The sequence below is a fragment of the Morganella morganii H1r genome (assembly GCF_000633515.1).
GTDB lineage: Bacteria > Pseudomonadota > Gammaproteobacteria > Enterobacterales > Enterobacteriaceae > Morganella > Morganella morganii_B.
Genome location: NZ_AYMP01000023.1, coordinates 125,262 through 148,048, shown reverse-complemented (window position 1 = coordinate 148,048; position 22,787 = coordinate 125,262). Strand labels below are relative to the sequence as shown.

The 22,787-nt window shown below is 52.1% G+C and carries 20 protein-coding genes; 15 read left to right on the top strand and 5 right to left on the bottom strand.

Annotation, left to right across the window (positions count from 1 at the left end; translation table 11 throughout):
* Positions 1 to 3 precede the first annotated feature (3 nt).
* The gene (gene thrB, locus U868_RS25075; protein ID WP_025153839.1) at positions 4 to 936 is read left to right on the top strand and encodes a homoserine kinase; all 933 of its coding nucleotides are present in this window, start codon (positions 4 to 6) and stop codon (positions 934 to 936) included.
* A gap of 9 nt (positions 937 to 945) precedes the next feature.
* A complete protein-coding gene (thrC, locus tag U868_RS0114030) occupies positions 946 to 2,238 on the top strand; it encodes a threonine synthase (protein WP_025153838.1) in 1,293 nt (430 codons plus the stop codon).
* Between the two features lie 88 nt (positions 2,239 to 2,326).
* Here thrC and U868_RS0114025 read toward each other — a convergent pair whose 3' ends face one another.
* The 3 genes from U868_RS0114025 to yaaA are packed head-to-tail and all read right to left on the bottom strand — an operon-like array spanning position 2,327 to position 5,216.
* Positions 2,327 to 3,109 carry a hypothetical protein gene (locus U868_RS0114025; RefSeq protein WP_025153837.1) on the bottom strand — a complete coding sequence of 261 codons (783 nt, stop codon included), beginning with the start codon at positions 3,107 to 3,109 and terminating at the stop codon, positions 2,327 to 2,329.
* Positions 3,106 to 4,377 carry an AAA family ATPase gene (locus U868_RS0114020; RefSeq protein WP_025153836.1) on the bottom strand — a complete coding sequence of 424 codons (1,272 nt, stop codon included), beginning with the start codon at positions 4,375 to 4,377 and terminating at the stop codon, positions 3,106 to 3,108. Before U868_RS0114020 ends, U868_RS0114025 begins: the two co-directional genes overlap by 4 nt.
* A gap of 47 nt (positions 4,378 to 4,424) precedes the next feature.
* Positions 4,425 to 5,216: a peroxide stress protein YaaA gene (gene yaaA, locus U868_RS0114015; RefSeq protein WP_025153835.1), complete on the bottom strand. Its 792-nt coding sequence runs from the start codon at positions 5,214 to 5,216 to the stop codon at positions 4,425 to 4,427.
* Between the two features lie 321 nt (positions 5,217 to 5,537).
* Here yaaA and tal point away from each other — a divergent pair, with 321 nt between their 5' ends.
* The 6 genes from tal to U868_RS0113980 all read left to right on the top strand — a co-directional run bounded on the left by tal (position 5,538) and on the right by U868_RS0113980 (position 12,837).
* Positions 5,538 to 6,491: a transaldolase gene (tal, locus tag U868_RS0114005; protein WP_004237118.1), complete on the top strand. Its 954-nt coding sequence runs from the start codon at positions 5,538 to 5,540 to the stop codon at positions 6,489 to 6,491.
* Positions 6,492 to 6,597: 106 nt separating this feature from the next.
* On the top strand, positions 6,598 to 7,182 hold the full coding sequence (gene mog / locus U868_RS0114000) for a molybdopterin adenylyltransferase (protein WP_025153833.1): 585 nt from the start codon (positions 6,598 to 6,600) through the stop codon (positions 7,180 to 7,182).
* Between the two features lie 121 nt (positions 7,183 to 7,303).
* Positions 7,304 to 8,602: an MFS transporter gene (locus tag U868_RS0113995; RefSeq protein ID WP_025153832.1), complete on the top strand. Its 1,299-nt coding sequence runs from the start codon at positions 7,304 to 7,306 to the stop codon at positions 8,600 to 8,602.
* Between the two features lie 312 nt (positions 8,603 to 8,914).
* Positions 8,915 to 10,837 (top strand): molecular chaperone DnaK, encoded by a 1,923-nt coding sequence (gene dnaK, locus U868_RS0113990; RefSeq protein WP_025153831.1) that lies wholly within the window; start codon positions 8,915 to 8,917, stop codon positions 10,835 to 10,837.
* 102 nt (positions 10,838 to 10,939) lie between these two features.
* The gene (dnaJ, locus tag U868_RS0113985) at positions 10,940 to 12,085 is read left to right on the top strand and encodes a molecular chaperone DnaJ (protein ID WP_025153830.1); all 1,146 of its coding nucleotides are present in this window, start codon (positions 10,940 to 10,942) and stop codon (positions 12,083 to 12,085) included.
* 131 nt (positions 12,086 to 12,216) lie between these two features.
* Entirely contained in the window at positions 12,217 to 12,837 is a 621-nt protein-coding gene (locus tag U868_RS0113980; protein ID WP_025153829.1) for a hypothetical protein, read from the top strand.
* Positions 12,838 to 12,867: 30 nt separating this feature from the next.
* On the opposite strand, the gene U868_RS0113975 is transcribed toward U868_RS0113980, so the two are convergent.
* On the bottom strand, positions 12,868 to 13,710 hold the full coding sequence (locus U868_RS0113975) for a DMT family transporter (protein ID WP_025153828.1): 843 nt from the start codon (positions 13,708 to 13,710) through the stop codon (positions 12,868 to 12,870).
* 258 nt (positions 13,711 to 13,968) lie between these two features.
* Between U868_RS0113975 and nhaA the strand changes: the two genes are divergently transcribed.
* Positions 13,969 to 15,147, top strand: coding sequence for a Na+/H+ antiporter NhaA (nhaA, locus tag U868_RS0113970; protein ID WP_025153827.1), 1,179 nt, complete (start codon positions 13,969 to 13,971; stop codon positions 15,145 to 15,147).
* A gap of 90 nt (positions 15,148 to 15,237) precedes the next feature.
* Complete coding sequence (gene nhaR, locus U868_RS0113965; protein ID WP_025153826.1) at positions 15,238 to 16,167, top strand: transcriptional activator NhaR; 930 nt, start codon at positions 15,238 to 15,240, stop codon at positions 16,165 to 16,167.
* 61 nt (positions 16,168 to 16,228) lie between these two features.
* Here the strand turns inward: nhaR and rpsT are convergent, their stop codons facing one another.
* Positions 16,229 to 16,489: a 30S ribosomal protein S20 gene (gene rpsT / locus U868_RS0113960; RefSeq protein ID WP_015422441.1), complete on the bottom strand. Its 261-nt coding sequence runs from the start codon at positions 16,487 to 16,489 to the stop codon at positions 16,229 to 16,231.
* Between the two features lie 351 nt (positions 16,490 to 16,840).
* On the opposite strand from rpsT, the gene ribF reads away from it, so the two are divergent.
* The 5 genes from ribF (at position 16,841) to ispH (ending at position 22,706) form a co-directional block, all read left to right on the top strand.
* Positions 16,841 to 17,785 (top strand): bifunctional riboflavin kinase/FAD synthetase, encoded by a 945-nt coding sequence (gene ribF, locus U868_RS0113955; RefSeq protein ID WP_036411881.1) that lies wholly within the window; start codon positions 16,841 to 16,843, stop codon positions 17,783 to 17,785.
* A 27-nt stretch (positions 17,786 to 17,812) separates the two neighbouring features.
* Complete coding sequence (gene ileS, locus U868_RS0113950; protein WP_025153824.1) at positions 17,813 to 20,626, top strand: isoleucine--tRNA ligase; 2,814 nt, start codon at positions 17,813 to 17,815, stop codon at positions 20,624 to 20,626.
* A gap of 3 nt (positions 20,627 to 20,629) precedes the next feature.
* A complete protein-coding gene (gene lspA / locus U868_RS0113945) occupies positions 20,630 to 21,151 on the top strand; it encodes a signal peptidase II (protein WP_025153823.1) in 522 nt (173 codons plus the stop codon).
* A 60-nt stretch (positions 21,152 to 21,211) separates the two neighbouring features.
* The gene (gene fkpB, locus U868_RS0113940; RefSeq protein ID WP_025153822.1) at positions 21,212 to 21,643 is read left to right on the top strand and encodes an FKBP-type peptidyl-prolyl cis-trans isomerase; all 432 of its coding nucleotides are present in this window, start codon (positions 21,212 to 21,214) and stop codon (positions 21,641 to 21,643) included.
* Positions 21,644 to 21,755: 112 nt separating this feature from the next.
* The gene (gene ispH, locus U868_RS0113935) at positions 21,756 to 22,706 is read left to right on the top strand and encodes a 4-hydroxy-3-methylbut-2-enyl diphosphate reductase (RefSeq protein WP_025153821.1); all 951 of its coding nucleotides are present in this window, start codon (positions 21,756 to 21,758) and stop codon (positions 22,704 to 22,706) included.
* Positions 22,707 to 22,787: the final 81 nt, after the last annotated feature.

Sequence of the window (22,787 nt, the reverse complement as noted above, 5' to 3'; positions counted from 1 at the left end):
AACGTGATAAAAATTTATGCACCGGCGTCAATCGGGAATGTGAGTGTGGGGTTCGATGTGCTGGGTGCGGCAGTATCTCCGGCCAGCGGGGCACTGCTCGGCGACTGTGTGTCCATCGCGAAGGCAGAGACGTTTTCACTCAGAAACCGCGGGCGTTTTGCCGGGAAGCTGCCGGTGAACCCGAAGCACAATATTGTGTATCAGTGCCGTGAACGGTTCAGTGAGATCATTCATGATGATCTGCCGGTCGCCATGGTACTGGAAAAAAATATGCCGGTGGGCTCGGGGCTGGGCTCCAGCGCCTGTTCGGTGGTGGCCGCGCTGGTGGCACTGAACGAATACACCGGCAGGCCGCTGGATGAAATGACGCTGCTGCGTCTGATGGGGGAGATGGAAGGGCGTATCTCCGGCAGTGTGCATTATGACAATGTCGCACCTTGTTTCCTGGGCGGATTACAGCTCAATATTGAAACCGGTGGCAGCGTCAGCCAGACGGTACCGGGCTTTGAACACTGGTACTGGGTGATGGCGTATCCGGGTATTAAAGTCTCCACGGCGCAGGCACGGGCGATTTTACCGGCTACCTATTCACGGGCGGATATTGTCAGCCACGGGCGCAACCTGGCCGGGTTTATCCACGCCTGTCACACCGGACAGGCGGATCTGGCGGCGGCGATGATCCGTGATGTGGTGGCAGAGCCGTACCGCCGTGAATTATTACCGAATTTTGATGCGGTCCGTGAGCAGGTGCTTGCACACGGCGCGAAGGCATGCGGTATCTCCGGCTCGGGGCCGACACTGTTTGCGGTTTGTGACAGCAAATCAGCGGCAGAGCAGGTGGCGGATGTCTTTAACACACAGTATTTGCAGAACAGCGAAGGGTTTGTCCATCTGTGCCGTCTCGATCTCAAAGGCGCACGTCAGATAAGTGCATAAAGGTAAAAAATGGAACTGTACAATTTAAAAGATGAGAGTGAAAAAGTCAGTTTTGCACAGGCGGTAAAACAGGGGCTGGGACGCGGGCAGGGACTGTTCTTCCCGTGTGAGATCCCGTTTTTTGAACCGGCTGAAATGGATAAGCTGCTGGCGATGGATTTTGTCAGCCGCAGCACCGCCATTCTGCATGCACTGATTGGTGATGAAATTCCGGAAGCTGAGCTGGCCGCGCGTGTCCGTGCCGCCTTTGCCTTCCCGGCACCGCTCAGTCCGGTGGAGCCGGATGTGGCCTGTCTGGAACTGTTTCACGGCCCGACGCTGGCATTCAAAGATTTTGGCGGACGTTTTATGGCCCAGGCGCTGGCCGCCGTTGCCGGTGACAAGCCCGTCACTATTCTGACCGCGACTTCCGGGGATACCGGCGCTGCCGTCGCACATGCCTTTTACGGCCTGAAAAACGTGCAGGTGGTGATCCTCTATCCGCAGGGGAAAATCAGTCCGTTACAGGAAAAACTGTTCTGTACCCTCGGCGGCAATATTCATACCGTGGCGGTGCAGGATGATTTCGATGCTTGTCAGGCACTGGTGAAACAGGCATTTGATGATGAGGAACTGAAACAGACGCTGCATCTGAACTCGGCAAACTCCATTAATATCAGCCGTCTGCTGGCACAAATCTGTTATTACTTTGAAGCGGTGGCACAGGTTCCGGCGGAAAAACGCGGTGAACTGGTGTTCTCGGTGCCGAGCGGCAACTTCGGTGACCTGACCGCCGGGGTGCTGGCGAAAGCGATGGGGCTGCCGGTGAAACGCTTTATCGCCGCGACCAATGCCAACGACACGGTGCCGCGCTATCTGGCGGACGGGCAGTGGAAACCGGCAGCAACGGTGGCAACGTTATCCAATGCCATGGATGTCAGCCAGCCGAACAACTGGCCGCGTATTGAGGCGCTGTTTGCACGTGAGGGCTGGTCTCTGAAAGATCTGCGTTCCGGTGCGGTAAGTGATGATGAAACCCGTGAAACCCTGCGTGATCTGGCTGCGAAAGGCTATATTTCCGAGCCGCATGCCGCGATTGCCTATCGTCTGCTGCGCAGTGATTTGCAGCCGGGTGAGTACGGTATTTTCCTCGGCACAGCGCATCCGGCCAAATTTCTGGAGAGTGTGGAAGCGATTCTGGGCAGTAAACTGCCGTTACCGGCAGAACTGGCGGAGCGCGCTGATTTGCCGCTGCTGTCATCGGTATTACCGGCGGATTTTGCGGCGCTGCGGGACTATTTGCTGAAGACGGTGAAGCCGTAATATAAAGAAGGCTGCGCCACGGATGGCGCGGCTGAGAATAGAACCGGTAATTCAACCTGATCTGATCCGTAATTTACCGGTGGCAAAGTCATTTCCTGCGTTGTGCTACTATTCTGCTGGCACGGCGCTCGAGTTTATCCGCATGTTTTAGTGCCACCTGATGAATAGCAACACAAAACTCACGCAACCGGCCATCCGGCGAAGGTTGCAATACATCGTTCGCGAGACGGCGTGCATCTGCGGCAGAAATGGGATCGCGATGAAGGCCCTTTGGGTAAATGGCACCGGTTATCACTGATTTCCGCCGGAGGCAAAGTTCGGTGTGATCGAGCTGCAATGCACGTATTGTTTCCTGTCCTTTTTCCGTTGGACTGTCAATATGCCCTTTATCAGAAAACGTAAAATGTGACTCGACTCCGGGCTCCAGTGGTGAGAGAAAATCCGGGTGGTCATAAGGGTCATAATCACCTTTGTAGTGCGCACCATATCCACAATGTATCTTGCTTATACTCGGGGGATAACATGCGACCATATTATGAAAGTTGATATCTTCACCAGCAGTGAAATTGATGACCTCTCTTACCTCATCCCCGTTACGTTGTTCTTTGATTAATTTTCCGCGGGTTTGCGGCAGAATATGTTCAATATGACAACTTTCACGCGTTTGGTTATTCGTATCGCACTCTTCCGGTTTTTTGAGCCGGATTAATGTATAGGCACACAAATAATATTGCTGTGCTAACAGTGCCCGACGGACAGCTTCTGCCGGAAAGCTGGCCTTGCCATACTCCAGATTTTCTGGTGTTAATCTGTTATCCGACTTCCAGTCTAACAACTCACGTGGTTCGGTTTTGTTATTCAATGACCTCATTCGTTGTCACCGTTGAGTAAAAAATCGAGTGTTTCGATACTGCTATCTAACCGCATGACATCCGGTGTGGATCCTATTTGTTTTTTCAACTGAGCTAATTGGTGACGGGCTTTTTCAATATAATCATCATCCAGACTGGCTTCAATATTCTCAATTTGTTGTTTAATCTCAGGATTTCTTGCATCACCTTCCATGATTAATTCCAGTACTTCATTACTGCTTAAACCTCGTGCCGAAGACGGATTTCCTAAAATGTTGCCGTCACGAACCAGAAGTACATTTTCAGGTGGAATTTCCCCGATGATCTGCGGAGAATGTGTGGAAACAATAAATTGGCAATTCGGAAAGGTTTCAGCGAAGTTTTTTAGTATGTTGCGTTGCCATTTCGGATGAAGGTGGAGATCAATCTCATCAATCAGAACAATAGCGTCACCAAGTAGCGGATTTGATGACAGCGGATTTACCAGTGCCAGGCGGCGCGCCAGATCACCCACCAGTGCCAGCAGGCATTTTTCACCGTTGGATAATTGGTTTACACTGAATTCCAGATCTTTTTTTCTCACTACCATACGTAGCGGGGTTTTTCGGTCGATATGAAGATCGCAAAAACCGGTAAAGGTTTCTATTGCGCTGCGTACTGCATCAAGTTTAGGATCCGTGTAACTATGGTCACGGCGGATATTCTGATTTTCGCGATCTTCTTCATTGCGGTACCAGTTAAAGAAGCGTTTGAAATCTGCACCACCATTCGTTAATGCATCTTCATTGCCCTCAGCGGGTGTATTCTTCAATTTTTCTCTGACGCGGAGCGGTATGTCCATCACAGCACGATGGACATCATAATAGATAGCCAGTGGTAAACTTATTGCGGTCGCTTCGTTTTCCCGGTAATTTTTATTTTTAGCCGCCAGGGGCTGTATAACGGAATTGAGTAAATCAAAATCACTGGATCGTTCTTTCGGATGTTTAGCTGCCCGTTTATTTAAGGCCAGGGCAAACTCTATTGTCTGCTGTTCGAGTTCCATACCGACAACGGCACGTGTGTAGTCAGCAGATATGAAAATATCATCCGGGGAAAAACTGCGTGCTTTTTGTGCAGACTCATAAATACGGCTTGTGACCTGTGAAAGTGTAATGGCTAGCGCATCAAGAAGTGTTGTTTTACCGGCTCCGTTTACACCAACAATCACTGTCAGCCTGTCTGTGAATGTGATATCCGCCTTCTGTATACCACGAAAATTTGTCAGAGAAATCTTTCTGATCTTCATATGGGTACCTTTTTTAGGTAAATTTACACGATCTTGTAATATAACATTTATTTGTTATCAGAACCGGTACCTTCCGGTCGTGTAAACACCAGTTCCCGCTCACCGGACTGGCTCTCATCAAAACGGTAACCGTCGAGGTTAAATTCCGTCAGCTGAGACGGTTGTGTCAGGCGGTTCTGAATAATAAACCGGCTCATCAGACCGCGCGCTTTCTTCGCATAGAAACTGATCACTTTATACTTGCCGTTTTTCTCATCGAGGAAAACCGGTTTGATAATCACCGCATTCAGCTTCTCCGGCTTCACCGCTTTAAAGTATTCATCAGAGGCCAGATTGACCAGCACATTATCACCCTGTGCAGCCAGCGCCTGATTCAGATTGTCCGTAATAATATCCCCCCAGAACGTATACAGATCGTTGCCGCGCGGATTGGCGAGTTTTGTCCCCATTTCCAGACGGTAGGGCTGCATCAGATCCAGCGGGCGCAGCACGCCGTACAGGCCGGAGAGCATACGCAGATGCTGCTGGGCGAAATCAAAATCAGCTTCACTGAAGGTTTCTGCCTGCATCCCGGTATACACATCCCCTTTAAATGCCAGAATGGCCTGGCGGGCATTGTCCGGCGTGAAATCCGGGTGCCACTCCCCGAAACGGGCGGCATTCAGACCCGCCAGTTTGTCACTGATATGCATCAGCGAGCCGATATCCGCAGGGGTCAGTTTGCGGCAGGTTTCCATCAGCATTTCTGACTGCGCCAGCAGCTCAGGCTGAGTATGGCGCTCAGTGGCTAACGGGCTGTCATAGTCGAGGGTTTTGGCAGGGGAAATAGTCAGCAGCATGGTCGGCTCCGGTCTGATATTGTCATTATTAACGGTACTCTACCAAAAAAAAGCACAGAGCGGGCAAATCACTGTAATCGGTGACAGGCACAAAACAGGTGACACTCCGGATTACCGCAGAATAACGGCGGATCACCGGTGCGGCACCGGATTTTCACTGCTTGCGCGGCGGGCTGTCCGTGATATTATCAGGTGCAGTTGCGGCATATTGCCATCTGTACTCGTTATACTTCAGGGTTACCGGGTGTTGACTACGCAAAGTTCACCGGCAGGCATCCCGAATTATTCCGGGTATCTTCTGACATAAGATGAGAGACGAAAATGACCGATAAATTAACTTCCCTGCGTAATCTGACCACGGTCGTGGCCGATACCGGTGACATCGAAGCGATGAAGCTGTACAAACCACAGGATGCCACCACCAACCCTTCTCTGATCCTCAATGCGGCGCAGATTCCGGAGTACCGTAAGTTAATTGATGATGCGGTGACCTGGGCGCGTGCGCAGAGCGATTCACGTGAACAGCAGATTATCGATGCCGGTGACAAACTGGCGGTGAATATCGGTCTGGAAATCCTGAAACTGATTCCGGGCCGCATCTCCACAGAAGTGGATGCCCGTCTCTCTTATGACACGCAGGCAAGTATCGCCAAAGCAAAACGTCTCATCAAACTGTATAACGATGCCGGTATCAGCAACGATCGTATCCTGATCAAACTGGCCTCCACCTGGCAGGGTATCCGTGCTGCGGAACAGCTGGAAAAAGAAGGCATCAACTGTAACCTGACACTGCTGTTCTCCTTTGCTCAGGCACGTGCCTGCGCGGAAGCAGGTGTATACCTGATTTCGCCGTTTGTCGGCCGTATCCTCGACTGGTACAAAGCAAACAGCGACAAGAAAGAGTTCGCACCGGCAGAAGATCCGGGCGTGATTTCAGTGACTGAAATCTACAACTACTACAAAGAGCACGGCTATAAAACCGTGGTTATGGGCGCAAGCTTCCGTAACTCCGGTGAGATCCTGGAACTGGCCGGTTGTGACCGCCTGACCATCGCCCCTGCACTGCTGAAAGAGCTGTCAGAAGCGACCGGTGCGGTTGAACGCAAACTGGAATACAAAGGCGAAGTGAAAGCGCGTCCTGCACCGCTGACAGAAGCTGAGTTCTACTGGGGCCACCACAGTGATGCAATGGCGACCGAGAAACTGGCGGACGGTATCCGTAAGTTTGCGGTAGACCAGGGCAAACTGGAAAAAATGATCGCCGATCTGCTGTAATCGTTATAATACAGTCAGATTCTGAAGGCAGCCGGGAGGCTGCCTTTTTTGTTTCCGGCGGCAATGCTATGCTGTGCCCCGGAGTCAAAATGACGTTGAGGTGACTATGAACAATGTGTTGCGCATCGGTCTTGTCTCGGTTTCTGACCGCGCATCCGGTGGTATTTATGAAGATAAAGGCATTCCGGCCTTACAGGCATGGCTGGAAAAAACCATCACCACGCCTTTTCAGACAGAAACCCGCCTGATCCCGGATGAAGAAGCGATGATCAGCCAGACGCTGTGCGAGCTGGTGGATGAATTCGGCTGCCATCTGGTGCTGACAACCGGCGGAACCGGCCCGGCGCGGCGTGATGTGACTCCGGACGCAACACTGGCGGTGGCGGATCGTGAAATGCCGGGCTTCGGCGAGCAGATGCGCCAGATCAGCCTGAAATTTGTGCCGACTGCCATTTTATCCCGCCAGGTAGGGGTGATCCGCAATCAGTCGCTGATCCTCAATCTGCCGGGTCAGCCGAAAGCTATCGCTGAGACCCTGGAAGGGCTGAAAGATGAAAATGGCAACGTGATGGTTTCCGGTATTTTTGCAAGTGTACCGTATTGTATACAGTTGCTGGACGGGCCTTACATTGAAACTGACCCTGAAATTGTCGCGGCGTTTCGTCCGAAATCAGCAATAAAGCCGCAGTAATACTGCGTTTTCAGCATAAAATAAAAAACATTCCCCCGGACACCTTTCTTGTCCTATGATGCGGTTATCCGTTTATGTAAAGTAAAGATAACAGCAATGTAAAGACAGGAAAGGTGAACCCATGGCACAGACCATTCCCCGGACACTCAACCGGCAGGATTATAAAACACTCTCTCTCGCGGCCCTGGGCGGCGCACTCGAATTCTACGACTTTATTATTTTCATCTTTTTTGCCGTCACTATCGGCAAACTATTCTTCCCGCCGGATATCCCTGCGTGGCTGGTGCAGATGCAGACCTTCGGGATCTTTGCTGCCGGTTATCTGGTGCGCCCGCTGGGCGGTATTGTAATGGCACATTTCGGTGACCTGGTCGGGCGTAAAAAAATGTTCTCCCTCAGTATCCTGCTGATGGCGGTGCCGACACTCTGTATCGGCCTGCTGCCGACCTATGAATCTATCGGTATTGCCGCGCCGTTACTGCTTTTATTAATGCGGGTGATGCAGGGGGCTGCGATCGGCGGGGAAGTGCCGGGCGCCTGGGTATTTGTCTCCGAGCATGTGCCGAAGCACCGTATCGGCATTGCCTGCGGTACGCTGACGGCGGGGCTGACGGTCGGTATTCTGCTCGGCTCGCTGGTGGCCATGATGATGGCAACCCTCTTTACTGAAGCACAGCAGCTTGCCTGGGGCTGGCGTGTGCCGTTCTTCCTCGGGGGGATTTTCGGGTTTGTGGCGCTTTATCTGCGCCGCTGGCTGGCGGAGACGCCGATCTTTCAGGAGATGAAACAGCAAAAAGCACTGGCGAAAGAGCTGCCGCTGAAAACCGTGGTGGTGAATCACAAAGAAGCGATTGTTATCTCCATGCTGCTGACCTGGCTGCTCTCCGCCGGGGTTGTGGTGGTGATCCTGCTGACACCGGCCTATTTACAGACGGAGTTCGGCCTGGCAAAAGCGGTGGTGTCTGTCGCCAATATGACCGCGATCCTGGCACTGTGCGCCGGGTGTCTGGTGGCGGGTTATCTGTGTGACAAACTGGGTGCTTCCGTGGTCTTTACCGTCGGCAGTCTGCTGCTGGCGGTCTGCACCGGCTATTTCTATCTGACCGCCGGTGAGCCGGGTACGCCGCTGTCGCTGACTTACGGGCTGGCCGGATTCAGTGTCGGCGTGGTGGGAGCGGTGCCGTTTGTAATGGTGAACAGCTATCCGGCGGAGATCCGTTTCAGCGGTATTTCGTTCTCCTACAATCTTTCTTATGCCATTTTCGGCGGACTGACGCCGGTGGTGGTCACGCTGTTCCTGAAATGGACACCGCTGGCACCGGCGTATTATATGCTGGGGCTTTCGCTGATCGGCCTGCTGCTGGGGCTGTATATGGGGAAAGCGGCGGTACGTCAGCGGATGATGGTGTTCAGCTCCTGATATCCCCTGCATTGTGCTGTGTGAATGCCGTGTTGATATGACTGTCAGCGCGGCATTTTTCAGTGTTTCATCATTTTCTTTTAAATAATCCGTTTTTTTTTCATTTTCCCCTTGATGAATGTATTTATGGCCCCATCTACTTGTCATCGGAAACTGAAACTCAGTTGAATCCCCTTTAACGCTGCGGGTGTCCGGTACCGCCGGAAAGGTTCCGGGTAACGGGTGAGTGAAAAATTTTTTCTTGAAAAGTGAAAATTGAACCTCATATACATGGGTAGCGTAAGACGAACAGAATTATTCGGAGGCCTTTAGATGGGTAAAATTATTGGTATCGACTTAGGTACAACCAACTCTTGTGTTGCTGTAATGGATGGTAATCAGGCACGTGTCCTGGAGAACGCAGAAGGCGACCGCACAACGCCGTCAATTATTGCGTATACACAGGATGGTGAAATCCTGGTCGGTCAGCCGGCAAAACGTCAGGCTGTTACCAATCCGCAGAACACACTGTTTGCAATCAAACGTTTGATTGGTCGTCGTTTTGACGATGAAGAAGTGCGCCGCGATATGAACATCATGCCGTACAAAATTGTCAGCTCTGATAACGGCGACGCATGGGTGGAAGCAAAAGGCCAGAAAATGGCACCACCACAGGTTTCTGCTGAAGTCCTGAAAAAAATGAAGAAAACCGCCGAAGATTATCTCGGCGAGCCGGTAACCGAAGCGGTTATCACCGTACCTGCTTACTTTAACGATGCTCAGCGTCAGGCAACCAAAGACGCCGGCCGTATTGCAGGTCTGGATGTAAAACGTATTATCAACGAACCGACTGCTGCGGCACTGGCTTACGGCCTGGATCGTGAAGTGGGTAACCGTACTATCGCGGTCTTCGACCTCGGTGGTGGTACTTTCGATATCTCCATCATCGAAATCGATGAAGTTGACGGCGAAAAAACTTATGAAGTGCTGGCAACGAACGGCGACACCCACTTAGGGGGTGAAGACTTCGACAGCCGCATGATCAACTATCTGGTTGAAGAATTTAAGAAAGAACAGGGTATAGATCTGCGTAACGACCCGCTGGCAATGCAGCGTCTGAAAGAAGCTGCCGAGAAAGCAAAAATTGAGCTTTCTTCCGCACAGCAGACTGACGTTAACCTGCCGTACATCACGGCGGACGCGACCGGTCCTAAACACATGAACATCAAAGTGACCCGTGCGAAACTGGAATCACTGGTTGAAGATCTGGTTAAACGCTCTATGGATCCGGTCAAAGTTGCATTACAGGATGCCGGCCTGTCAGTGAATGATATCAATGATGTTATCCTGGTCGGTGGTCAGACCCGTATGCCGCTGGTTCAGAAAACCGTTGCTGATTTCTTCGGTAAAGAGCCGCGTAAAGACGTGAACCCGGACGAAGCGGTAGCCGTTGGTGCTGCGGTTCAGGGTGGTGTGTTAGGTGGTGATGTTAAAGACGTGCTGCTGCTGGACGTTACCCCGCTGTCTCTGGGTATCGAAACCATGGGCGGCGTGATGACTCCGCTGATCGCGAAGAACACCACTATCCCGACCAAACACAGCCAGGTGTTCTCCACAGCGGAAGACAACCAGTCTGCGGTAACTATCCATGTTCTGCAGGGTGAGCGTAAACGTTCCGGTGACAACAAATCGCTGGGTCAGTTTAACCTGGATGGTATTCAGGCTGCTCCGCGCGGTATGCCGCAAATCGAAGTGACTTTTGACATCGATGCCGACGGTATCCTGCATGTGTCCGCGAAAGACAAAAACAGCGGCCGTGAGCAGAACATCACCATCAAGGCCTCTTCCGGTCTGAACGAGGAAGAGATCCAGAAAATGGTACGTGATGCGGAAGCGAACGCCGAAGCTGACCGTAAGTTCGAAGAACTGGTACAGGTCCGTAACCAGGCCGATCAGCTGGTTCACGCCACCCGTAAACAGATCGAAGAAGCGGGCGACAAACTGCCGGGCGACGATAAAGTGAAAATCGAGCAGGCGGTGAGTGAGCTGGAAATTGCAGCGAAAGGTGAAGATAAAGCGGCTATCGAAGAGAAAACGAAAGCCCTGATCGACGTTTCTGCCAAACTGATGGAAATTGCCCAGCAGCAGGCGCAGGCAGGTGCAGCAGGTGCTGATGCCGCGCAGGATGCAGGTAAAAATGATGATGTTGTTGATGCTGAATTCGAAGAAGTTGACGACAGCAAAGACAAAAAATAAGGCCCTTAGCGGGCGCGGTGATGACTGTTATTAATCACTGAAAACCGGCACGGGCGTTGAGGAAACTCTGCGCCCGTGTCTGTGTGTTAAGGGACAAAACGGATGGCAAAAAAAGATTACTATGAGGTGTTGGGCGTCTCGAAATCTGCGGATGACAAAGAGATTAAAAAAGCCTACAAACGCCTTGCGATGAAATATCACCCTGACCGTAATCAGGGCGATAAAGACGCGGAAGATAAATTCAAAGAAGTAAAAGAAGCATACGAGATCCTCACCGACGCACAGAAACGTGCGGCTTATGACCAGTACGGCCACGCGGCATTTGAGCAGGGCGGTATGGGCGGCGGCGGCGGATTTGGCGGCGGCGGTTTCGGCGGTGCTGACTTCGGTGATATCTTTGGTGACGTCTTCGGTGATATTTTTGGTGGTGGTCGCCGTCAGCAACGCGCGGCACGCGGAGCAGACCTGCGTTACAACATCGAACTGACCCTTGAAGAAGCGGTTCGTGGTGTGACCAAAGAGATCCGTATTCCGACCCTGGAAACCTGTGATAAATGTCACGGCAGCGGGGCGAAAGAAGGTACTGAGCCGCAGGAGTGTCCGACCTGTCACGGTATGGGCCAGGTGCAGATGCGCCAGGGCTTCTTTGCGGTGCAGCAGGCGTGTCCGACCTGTCATGGTCGCGGCAAAATCATCAAAGATCCGTGCAGCAAATGTCATGGTCACGGGCGTGTTGAACGCTATAAAACCCTGTCAGTCAAAATTCCGGCAGGGATGGACAGCGGTGACCGTATCCGTCTGACCGGCGAAGGTGAAGCAGGCGAAATGGGGGCTCCGGCAGGCGATCTGTATGTTGAGGTTCATGTCCGCCAGCACAACATCTTCGAACGTGACGGCAGCAATCTCTACTGTGAAGTGCCGATTGGCTTTACGGTTGCGGCGCTGGGCGGTGAGATTGAAGTACCGACACTCGACGGGCGCGTTAAGCTGAAGATTCCGGCAGAAACCCAGACCGGCAAAATGTTCCGTATGAAAGGCAAAGGTGTCAGACCGGCGCGCGGCGGAATACAGGGCGACCTGATGTGCCGTGTGGTGGTGGAAACCCCGGTGAAACTGAGCGAAAAACAGAAAGAACTGTTACGTGAGTTCGGTGAATCCGTTGATGGCCAGAGCGGTCACAATAACACCCCGAAAGCAAAACGCTTCTTTGACGGCGTGAAAAAATTCTTTGATGACCTGACCAAATAAGTCACTGTCAGATAAGTTATATCAAAACCGGCCGGGAAAATGTTCCCGGCCGGTTTTTTTGTGTATTTTTTGCAGGTTATCCGGAAGCATTACTTTATTATTTTTTATAAATTCATCATAAGGATAATGATATGTATACATCTGCTCTTGCCTCATCGTCTTCTGCGTCACAGGATATTTCTGTTTCCCGGTTTCTCAATAGTACGGCAGATGGTGACAGTGATCTGCTGATTGGTCTGCTGATTTTCAGTGTACAGAATACTGTTGAAGAATCATTCAGATGCAATGGTGATCAGGCGTTACTCATTTACCGGGGGGATGCATCTGCTGTTTCCGATGCGGGTCATATTGATATTCCGGTGGTTGATACCACGCCACTGGAAAACTTGTCTGCGTATATCAGCCTGATGAAGTTGCAGGGGAATGTGTCTGCGGACAGCTATCTGAACAAGGTTCAGAATAATTGTGAACGGGCAATTGAACAGCAGCATATAACGCAACCGGCTTCCGGCTTTAGTCGGTATCTTCCTGCCGGCAGTCTTACGGTAACACCAGATATGGCGTTTGATCAGGTAGTCACAGACGCTCACCGGCAGCAGAATACCAGACTGGCGGAGACACTGACGCGACTGAAATTCAGTAAAGATCAGATTCAGATGACGGGACAGGTACACAAAATGGTAGAAAACCATGCAAAACCATTTCTCAAAGTACCAGTGAAAATCACCAATGGTGAAATAAATTTTTCCTGATTCAGGCCGGTTGTATGATAAAAAACCGGACTAACCGCCCAGTTTTGTCACAATCACCCCGGCCACAATAATACAGGCGGCCAGAATCCGGGTGGGTGTCAGTTTTTCTTTCAGGAAATACGCGGAGAGCAGCAGTGCGAACAGCACGCTGGTCTCCCGTAACGCTGCGACAATCATAATCGGTGCCTGTCCCATCGCCCATATCACAATGCCGTAGCTGAAGATTTGCAGGATGCCGCCGGTCAGCCCGGGCTTGCTGTAGCGCAGAAAATCACGGGTGAAATGGTGGCGGTAACGGGCAAAACCCATCACGACCATCACCAGCCCGTTCAGGGCGAACAACCAGAAAATATAAGTCAGTGAGTCTGTACTGCTGCGGGCACCGAAGCCGTCGGAGAGTGTGTAACAGGCGGTAAAAAAGGCGGTGATCACCGCATAGACCAGCCCGCTGCGGGCATGTCCGGACGTCCGGTGTTTCAGTGCGGGAAGGATAACCCCGGTGATAATCAGCAGAATACCGGCTAAAGAGAGCCACGGCAGATGCTCACCAAACAGAAGTACCGCAAAAAGGGTAGTCAGCAGCGGGGCACAACCCCGGGAAACCGGGTAAATCTGGCTGAGATCGCCCTTTGAATACGCTTTGCTCAGGCAGATGACATAACCGATATGAAACAGGGCGGACAGCAGCAGCCACTTTACCGCTGCTGTATCCGGCAGACCCAGCCAGAACAGGGCGGGAACTGAGACCACGCCGGACCAGATGGTCATCACCGCGATACCCAGAAAGCGATCCTGACCGAATTTAATCACCGCATTCCAGGATGCATGGAAAAAAGCAGCAAACAGTACAGCAATAAACAGCGTGGCGGACATGAGATAACCTGTTTTAATTCAGTGAACGGTGGCAACAATAGCAGAATATCCGCCGGTATGAGGGGCCATACGATACACTTCACAGAAACCAAAATGTTAATGTAAGGTTAATTTTGGGGTGTTTGTCAGGAAATTCTGTGATGTAAACCCTTATTGATCAGAAATATCCGAGTTATTATTGCTGAATAATCTGCTTTTTTCGAGTTAATTGTTTGCATAATATTAACGCCGACCCGACAGTCTCAAAGGAGTTAACCCATGACCGCAATTATCCGACAGTTCTTAAAACTCGAAGCCGCAGGCGGCATACTGCTCATTATCGCCGCATTGATTGCGCTGGTAATGGCAAATACACCGCTGTCTGCGCTGTATCAGTCGTTTCTTGATATTCCTGTTGCTGTAAAATTTGCGGCACTGGAAATTGATAAACCCTTGTTATTATGGATTAATGACGCTCTGATGGCGATATTTTTCCTGGTCGTCGGGCTGGAAGTAAAAAGGGAGCTGATGACCGGTTCTCTGGCCGGACGCGACAAAGCGATGTTTCCGGCAATTGCCGCACTCGGCGGTATGATAGCCCCGGCGCTGGTCTATCTGCTGTTTAACAGCGGGGATGCCGCTGCCGCACAGGGCTGGGCGATCCCGGCCGCAACCGATATTGCGTTTGCCCTCGGTGTGATGGCACTGCTGGGCAAAAGAGTGCCGACAGAGCTGAAAGTCTTTCTGCTGGCACTGGCGATTATTGATGACCTCGGGGTTATCGTCATTATCGCGTTGTTTTACACCAAAACCGTCTCGCTGACAGCGCTGCTGCTGGCGGCACTGATGGTGGTGGTATTGTGTGTGATGAACTGGCGTAATGTCAGTAATACCGCCGCGTACATGATTGCCGGGCTGATATTATGGGTGTGTATCCTGAAATCCGGTGTACACGCGACACTGGCCGGGGTGATCGTCGGGTTCCTGATCCCGCTGCGCAGTAAAGATGGTGAGCACTCACCGTCAGAGGAGCTGGAACACGTGCTGCATCCGTGGGTGGCGTTTCTGATCCTGCCGCTGTTTGCCTTCGCCAATGCGGGTGTCAGTGTTCAGGGTATTTCCTTTGATGCGCTGATGGGCACACTGCCGCTCGGGATCCTGCTCGGCCTGTTTATCGGTAAACCCCTGGGGATTTTCACTGCATGTCTGATTTCGGTAAAACTGGGCTTTGCAAAATTGCCGGAGAGGATTACTCTTAATCAGATATTCGCTGTATCGGTGTTATGCGGGATCGGTTTTACAATGTCTATCTTTATCGCGGGGCTGGCATTTACCGGGCTTCCGGAAGCATTTAACACCTACTCCAAGCTGGGAATTCTGATTGGTTCCACCATGGCGGCAGTCACCGGGTTGTTCCTGCTCCATTCCGTGTTACCGAAGAAAACAGTCCGGCAGTAACCCGCTGTTCACCGGCCTTCCGGGCCGGTGAATACAACAGAATTTCCGAGTTAATCACTAAAAAAGATAAGGCATGTACCGGGAAAAACTATGCGAGTCTCCCATTTAAACTACAATCACCTCTATTATTTCTGGCACGTCTGCAAAGAAGGATCGGTGGTGGGGGCGGCAGAAGCACTCTATCTGACCCCGCAGACCATTACCGGTCAAATCAAGGCGCTGGAAGAGCGTCTGGACGGTAAGCTGTTCAAACGTCAGGGACGCGGCCTGGTGCCGTCAGAGCTGGGCCAGCTGGTGTTCCGCTATGCGGACAAAATGTTTATGCTGAGCCAGGAGATGCTGGATATTGTCACTTACAGCCGCGAATCCAATCTGTTGTTTGATGTCGGGGTCGCGGACGCACTGTCAAAACGTCTGGTCAGTAAAGTGCTGGAAACGGCGGTGATGGAGCATGAGCAAATTCACCTGCGCTGTTTTGAATCCACACACGAAATGCTGCTGGAACAGCTCAGCCAGCACAAACTGGACATGATCCTCTCGGACTGCCCGGTGGATTCGACTCAGCAGGAAGGGCTGTTCTCCGTGAAACTCGGGGAGTGCAGTATGAGTTTTTACTGCCGCGAGCCCGCGCCGCAGAAGCCGTTTCCGGAATGTCTGGAAGAGCGCCGTCTGCTGGTACCCGGCCGCCGTTCAATGCTCGGTCGTCAGTTACTGACCTGGATCCGCAATAAAAATCTGGAAGTGGAAATTCTGGGTGAATTCGATGATGCGGCGCTGATGAAAGCATTCGGAATGTATCACAATGCGATTTTTGTGGCGCCGTCGCTCTACAGCAAAGGTATTTTTGCGGACAGTGATGTTGTCGAACTGGGAACGGTGGATACCATCAAAGAAGAGTATTATGTGATTTTTGCCGAGCGTATGATCCAGCATCCGGCGGTTCAGCGGGTGTGTAACAAGGATTTCTCTGCATTGTTCAGTGGTTCGCAGTCGTCTGCGGATATCGGTCTGCCGGACTGAGGCGAAAAAAGGACATAAAAAAACCGGCGGATGCCGGTTTTTTTATGTCTGCACAATCAGATTACATTGCTTTGATCTGAGCAGCCAGGTTCGCCTTATGACGGGCAGCCTTGTTCTTATGGATCAGGCCTTTTGCAGCGTGACGATCCACAAGTGGTTGCATGTCATTAAATGCGTTCTGAGCAGCTTCTTTGTCGCCGGCAGCGATAGCAGCGTAAACCTTCTTGATAAAGGTGCGCACCATAGAACGACGGCTAGCATTGTGCTGGCGACGTTTTTCAGACTGAATGGCGCGTTTCTTAGCTGATTTGATATTAGCCAAGGTCCAACTCCCAAATATATTCTTCGAGGACAATACAAAGGTGGAGGAATATGCCTGCTCCGCTTTATTTTGTCAATGGATTTGTGCAAATATGCGTCGTTGTACAGCGACGCAAATGTACGTTGTGATGGGCGGGGATTTTATCAGTTTACGCAGCGGGAATACAGCCCTTACACGGAAAAAAGTCACCGGAATGGTAAGATTCTGACGAAAAAAATAATTTTTCACTTTCCGCAGAGGGGGATGCTCCGCTTTTTGTACAGAGAATTCGCTATTCAGCCGCATTAGTGGGTTAACCTGACGCGGCGGACAAGGTATAATCGGACTAATTTTGACTGTATTGAGCCGGCTATGGAGCTAATTCGCGGTACTCACAATATTCGTGCGCGTCACCATGGTTGCGTGCTGACTATCGGTAATTTTGATGGCGTTCATCGCGGACATCAGGCATTACTGTCACATCTGGCGCAGGAAGGTAAACGCCTGGGGCTGCCGTCGGTCGTCATGATCTTCGAGCCGCAGCCGCTGGAATTTTTTGCCCCGGATAAAGCGCCGGCACGCCTGACCCGGCTGCGCGATAAGGTAAAATATCTTGCGCAGTACGGTGCGGACTACTTATTGTGTGTTAAATTCAGCAAACAATTTGCATCACTGACACCGGATGCCTTTATCTCACACCTGCTGGTTGAACAGCTCGGGGTGAAATTTCTGGTGGTCGGGGATGATTTTCGTTTCGGAAAAAATCGTCAGGGCGATTTTAACGGGTTGTGTGAGGCGGGGAAACAGTATGGTTTCACAGTCCGCAGCACGGAAAGTTTTTGTGATAACGGCAAACGGATCAGCAGCACGGCCATCCGCCGCGCGCTGGAAAACGATGATCTGGCGCAGGCTGAGGCGCTGCTCGGGCATCCTTACCGCATCAGCGGGCGTGTGGTGCACGGCAATGAACTCGGGCGCACCATCGGTTTTCCGACCGCCAATATTCCCCTGAAACGCCTGGCAGCACCGGTACACGGTGTGTACGCTGTGGACGTTTACGGCCTCGGGCCGCATCCGCTGCCGGGTGTGGCCAATATCGGCTCCCGCCCGACGGTACAGGGCAAGGGCCAGCAACTGGAAGTTCATCTGATTGATGCGGCCATGGATTTATACGGGCAGCATCCGGATGTGGTACTGCGCAAGAAATTGCGAAATGAACAGCGGTTTGCCTCACTTGATGAGCTGAAAGCGCAAATTGCACGGGATGAGATTGCGGCAAGGGAATTTTTACAATCCAACCCCTCGTTATGTGTTTAACGGAATAATATTGGAACTGAGAATCGAATGAGTGACTATAAAAATACCCTGAATCTCCCGGAGACAGGGTTCCCTATGCGCGGGGACTTAGCAAAGCGCGAACCTGATATGCTGAAACGCTGGTACAAAGAAGGTCTGTACCAGGCGATCCGTAAAGCCAAAACCGGTAAAAAAACCTTTATCCTGCATGACGGCCCTCCGTATGCAAACGGCAGCATTCACATTGGTCACTCAGTCAATAAAATTCTCAAAGATATTATTATTAAATCCAAAGGCATGGCCGGTTTCGACTCCCCGTATATTCCGGGCTGGGACTGCCACGGCTTACCGATTGAACACAAAGTTGAACAGGTGATTGGCAAACCGGGTGATAAAGTCACACCGGCTGAGTTCCGTGCCGCCTGCCGCGAATACGCAAAAGAGCAGATTGAAGGCCAGAAGGAAGACTTTATCCGTCTGGGCGTGCTGGGTGACTGGGATCATCCGTATCTGACCATGGACTTCAAAACCGAAGCTCACATTATCCGAGCACTGGCAAAAGTGATTGCCAACGGCCATCTGGTCAAAGGGGCAAAACCGGTTCACTGGTGTACCTCCTGTGCCTCTTCCCTGGCGGAAGCGGAAGTGGAATATTACGACAAAACGTCTCCGTCCATTGACGTGCGTTTCACCGCTGCGGACGCGGATGTGGTTTACAGCAAATTCGGCGTAAGAAATGACGGGCTGCCGGTCTCTCTGGTTATCTGGACCACCACGCCGTGGACCTTACCGGCGAACCGTGCGATTTCCCTGAATCCGGAATTTGATTATCAGTTAGTCCGCGTAAACGACGAGCGCCTGATTCTGGCCGCTGACCTGGTGGAAAGCGTGATGAAACGCGCCGGTATCACCAGCTGGATCGTGGAAAATGACTGCAAAGGCAGCGACCTGGAACTGCTGCGTTTTAATCATCCGTTTATGGGCTTTGATGTCCCGGCTATCCTCGGCGATCACGTCACCCTGGATGCGGGGACCGGTGCGGTGCATACCGCACCGGGTCACGGTCCGGACGACTATGTGATCGGCCAGAAATACGGCCTGGAAACCGCCAACCCGGTTGGTCCGAACGGCTGTTATGTCAGCGGCACCTATCCGTCACTGGATGGGGTGTTTGTGCTGAAAGCCAATGACATCATTCTGGAACTGCTGAAAGAGAAAGGCGCGCTGCTGCACAGCGAAAATATTTCGCACAGCTATCCGTGCTGCTGGCGTCACAAAACGCCGGTCATTTTCCGTGCCACACCGCAGTGGTTTATCGGGATGGATGTGAACGGTCTGCGTCCGCAGTCTCTGAATGAAATCAAAGGCGTGAAGTGGATCCCGGGCTGGGGCGAAGCGCGTATCACCGCGATGGTGGAAAATCGTCCGGACTGGTGTATCTCCCGTCAGCGCACCTGGGGCACACCGATGTCTCTGTTTGTCCATAAAGAGACCCAGGAACTGCATCCGCGTACCCTGGAGCTGATGGAAGAGGTTGCCAAACGTGTGGAAGAGCACGGTATTCAGGCATGGTGGGATCTCGACCCGCGTGACCTGCTGGGTGATGATGCCGATATCTATGAAAAAGTGCCGGATACCCTGGATGTCTGGTTTGACTCCGGATCCACCCACTTTGCTGTTGTCGATGCCCGCCCTGAGTTCCATGGCAATTCTGCGGACATGTATCTGGAAGGTTCTGACCAGCACCGCGGCTGGTTTATGTCCTCACTGATGCTGTCCACCGCGATGAAAGGCAAAGCGCCTTACCGCGAAGTACTGACTCACGGCTTTACCGTCGATGGTCAGGGACGCAAAATGTCCAAATCGCTGGGCAACACCATCAGCCCGCAGGATGTGATGAACAAACTCGGTGCGGATATCCTGCGTCTGTGGGTTGCTTCTACTGACTACTCGGGTGAGATCGCCGTTTCGGATGAAATCCTGAAACGCTCTGCGGATTCTTACCGCCGTATCCGTAACACCGCGCGTTTCCTGCTGGCGAACCTCAATGGTTTCAACCCGGAAACCGATATGGTGAAACCGGAAGAGATGATTGTGGCAGACCGCTGGGCTGTCGGCCGCGCGCTGGCGGCACAGGCTGATATCCTGAAATCGTATGAAGCCTATGATTTCCATGAAGTGGTGCAGCGTCTGATGCAGTTCTGCTCAGTGGAAATGGGTTCTTTCTACCTGGATATCATCAAAGATCGTCAGTACACCGCGAAAAGCGATGGCCTGGCGCGCCGCAGTTGCCAGACCGCACTGTTCCATATCGCGGAAGCGCTGGTTCGCTGGATGGCACCGATCATGTCCTTCACCGCCGATGAAATCTGGAATGTTATGCCGGGCAAACGTCCTCAGTACGTCTTCACTGAAGAGTGGTATGACGGCCTGTTCGGGCTGAATGCTCAGGACAGCATGAACGATGATTACTGGGCAACGCTGCTGGCGGTGCGTGGTGAAGTCAACAAGGTACTGGAGCAGGCACGTGCCGATAAACTGATCGGCGGATCACTGGAAGCAGCGGTGACTCTGTATGCGGATGATGCCCTGGCGGCACAGCTGAACAGACTGGGTAATGAACTGCGCTTCGTGCTGCTGACCTCTCAGGCAGATGTGAAACCGCTGTCTGCGGCACCGGAAAGTGCGGTAAACAGTGAGCTGGACGGCCTGCGCATCGGCTTCGGCAAAGCGGAAGGCAGTAAGTGTCCGCGTTGCTGGCATTATGCGACCGACATCGGTCAGGACAGTGAACATGCTGAACTGTGCGGCCGTTGTGTGACAAACGTAGCCGGAAACGGTGAAGAACGTAAGTTTGCCTGATAAATGAAAAAACCACTGTGTTCGACCGGATTACGCTGGCTGTGGCTGGCGGTCCTGGTACTGGTACTGGATGCGATTTCAAAGCAGCTGATTTTAGCCAATTACGGGCTGCATGAATCCACATCACTGATACCGTACTTTAATCTGACCTATGTGCGGAATTACGGTGCCGCATTCAGCTTCCTCGCATCTCAGGGCGGCTGGCAGCGCTGGTTCTTCACAGCGGTGGCTATCGGTATCTCCGTGACATTATTAGTGATGATGTACCGCACCAGTGCGCGCAATAAACTCAGTAATATTGCCTATGCACTGATTATCGGCGGGGCGATCGGTAACCTGCTTGATCGCCTGATGCACGGTTTTGTGGTGGATTACATCGACTTTTATGTCGGTGACTGGCACTGGCCGACGTTCAACCTGGCGGACAGCTGGATCATCATCGGGGCGGGGCTTATCATTATTGAAAGCTTTATCCCTGACGGTAAGAAAAGCGATCAGCCGGAGAACAAGACATCATCAGACTGATGACCCGAATATCCGCCGCCAGGCGGATATTTTTTATCTGATACAGAGAGTAATAATCATATGCAGGTTGCAGAACATCACAGCGTATTACTGGATTACACCTTAACACTGTCTGACGGCTCGGTGGCGGATTCCACAGAAGCACAGGGCAAACCTGCACTGTTCCGTTTCGGTGACGGCAGTTTGTCTGACGCACTGGAGCAGGAGCTGCTGGGCTTATCCGCCGGGGATAAAAAAACCTTCACACTGCCCGGTGAAGCGGTATTCGGCAAGCCGAGCCCGGATCTGATTCAGTTTTTCTCTGCCGCTGATTTTCTGGAAGCCGGGCTGCCGGAAACCGGTACGATCATGCTGTTTACCGCCATGAACGGCAGCGAAATGCCGGGAATTATCAAATCTGTTACCGAAGATTCTGTCGAGGTGGATTTCAACCATCCGCTGTGCGGGCAGGATGTAACGTTTGATATCAGTGTCCGTGATGTCACTGCATAATACACAGAGCAATAATTAGCATTACGGTCAGGGGGACGGCTCTGGTATAGTAGCGCGCAAATGTTGAATTTTTGTTTTACTGCCCGTCCGGGCGATGGTTTGGAGGCTGAACGTGCGTATTTTACTGGCTAACCCGCGGGGGTTCTGTGCAGGTGTTGACCGGGCAATCAGTATTGTGGAGCGGGCGCTGGAGTTATACGGTGCGCCTATCTACGTCCGTCATGAAGTCGTGCACAACCGCTATGTGGTCAATGATCTGCGTGAGCGCGGCGCGATTTTTATTGAGGAAATCGCTGAAGTGCCGGATAACGCCATTCTGATCTTCTCCGCCCACGGTGTCTCACAGGCGATCCGTCAGGAAGCGCGTTCCCGTAATCTCACCATGCTGTTTGATGCCACCTGTCCGCTGGTCACCAAAGTGCATATGGAAGTCGCCCGCGCCAGCCGCAAAGGCAAAGAAGCCATTCTGATCGGCCACGCCGGGCATCCGGAAGTGGAAGGGACGATGGGGCAGTACAACAACCCGGAAGGCGGCATGTATCTGGTGGAATCCCCGGAGGATGTGTGGAAACTGACAGTCAAAGATGAGGAAAACCTCAGCTTTATGACGCAGACCACATTATCTGTTGATGATACCTCTGAAGTTATTGATGCCCTGAATGCCCGTTTCCCGAAAATTATCGGGCCGCGCAAAGATGATATCTGCTATGCCACCACCAACCGTCAGGAAGCGGTACGGGATCTGGCGGGTCAGGCAGATCTGGTGCTGGTGGTCGGCTCTAAAAACTCATCCAACTCCAACCGGCTGGCGGAACTGGCGCAGCGGGTCGGAAAACCGTCTTATCTGATTGATTCTGCCGATGACATTAATCCTGCCTGGCTGAGCGATGTGGATACTATCGGCCTGACGGCCGGGGCATCCGCGCCGGATGTGCTGGTACAGCAGGTGATCAGCCGTCTTCAGGAACTGGGGGCGGATGAGATCAGTCAGCTCGAGGGGCGTGAGGAAAATATTATCTTTGAAGTCCCGAAAGAGTTACGGGTGGATATCAAAGAAGTCTGACACAGCAAAGCAGAACGCAGGTTCTGCTTTTTTTTGTCTGCAGCACGGTGAATACAGTTTTACTGATAATCGGCGGGCTGT

What these genes read in the sequence shown, in the direction of transcription:
- lspA (WP_025153823.1), top strand. Translation starts at nt 20,630, where the DNA reads ATGAAAAAACCACTGTGTTCGACCGGATTACGCTGGCTGTGGCTGGCG.
- mog (WP_025153833.1), top strand. Translation starts at nt 6,598, where the DNA reads ATGAACAATGTGTTGCGCATCGGTCTTGTCTCGGTTTCTGACCGCGCA.
- U868_RS0113980 (WP_025153829.1), top strand. Translation starts at nt 12,217, where the DNA reads ATGTATACATCTGCTCTTGCCTCATCGTCTTCTGCGTCACAGGATATT.
- thrC (WP_025153838.1), top strand. Translation starts at nt 946, where the DNA reads ATGGAACTGTACAATTTAAAAGATGAGAGTGAAAAAGTCAGTTTTGCA.
- U868_RS0114025 (WP_025153837.1), bottom strand. Translation starts at nt 3,109, where the DNA reads ATGAGGTCATTGAATAACAAAACCGAACCACGTGAGTTGTTAGACTGG.
- U868_RS0113995 (WP_025153832.1), top strand. Translation starts at nt 7,304, where the DNA reads ATGGCACAGACCATTCCCCGGACACTCAACCGGCAGGATTATAAAACA.
- nhaR (WP_025153826.1), top strand. Translation starts at nt 15,238, where the DNA reads ATGCGAGTCTCCCATTTAAACTACAATCACCTCTATTATTTCTGGCAC.
- dnaK (WP_025153831.1), top strand. Translation starts at nt 8,915, where the DNA reads ATGGGTAAAATTATTGGTATCGACTTAGGTACAACCAACTCTTGTGTT.
- U868_RS0114020 (WP_025153836.1), bottom strand. Translation starts at nt 4,377, where the DNA reads ATGAAGATCAGAAAGATTTCTCTGACAAATTTTCGTGGTATACAGAAG.
- tal (WP_004237118.1), top strand. Translation starts at nt 5,538, where the DNA reads ATGACCGATAAATTAACTTCCCTGCGTAATCTGACCACGGTCGTGGCC.
- ileS (WP_025153824.1), top strand. Translation starts at nt 17,813, where the DNA reads ATGAGTGACTATAAAAATACCCTGAATCTCCCGGAGACAGGGTTCCCT.
- ribF (WP_036411881.1), top strand. Translation starts at nt 16,841, where the DNA reads ATGGAGCTAATTCGCGGTACTCACAATATTCGTGCGCGTCACCATGGT.
- dnaJ (WP_025153830.1), top strand. Translation starts at nt 10,940, where the DNA reads ATGGCAAAAAAAGATTACTATGAGGTGTTGGGCGTCTCGAAATCTGCG.
- yaaA (WP_025153835.1), bottom strand. Translation starts at nt 5,216, where the DNA reads ATGCTGCTGACTATTTCCCCTGCCAAAACCCTCGACTATGACAGCCCG.
- fkpB (WP_025153822.1), top strand. Translation starts at nt 21,212, where the DNA reads ATGCAGGTTGCAGAACATCACAGCGTATTACTGGATTACACCTTAACA.
- nhaA (WP_025153827.1), top strand. Translation starts at nt 13,969, where the DNA reads ATGACCGCAATTATCCGACAGTTCTTAAAACTCGAAGCCGCAGGCGGC.
- U868_RS0113975 (WP_025153828.1), bottom strand. Translation starts at nt 13,710, where the DNA reads ATGTCCGCCACGCTGTTTATTGCTGTACTGTTTGCTGCTTTTTTCCAT.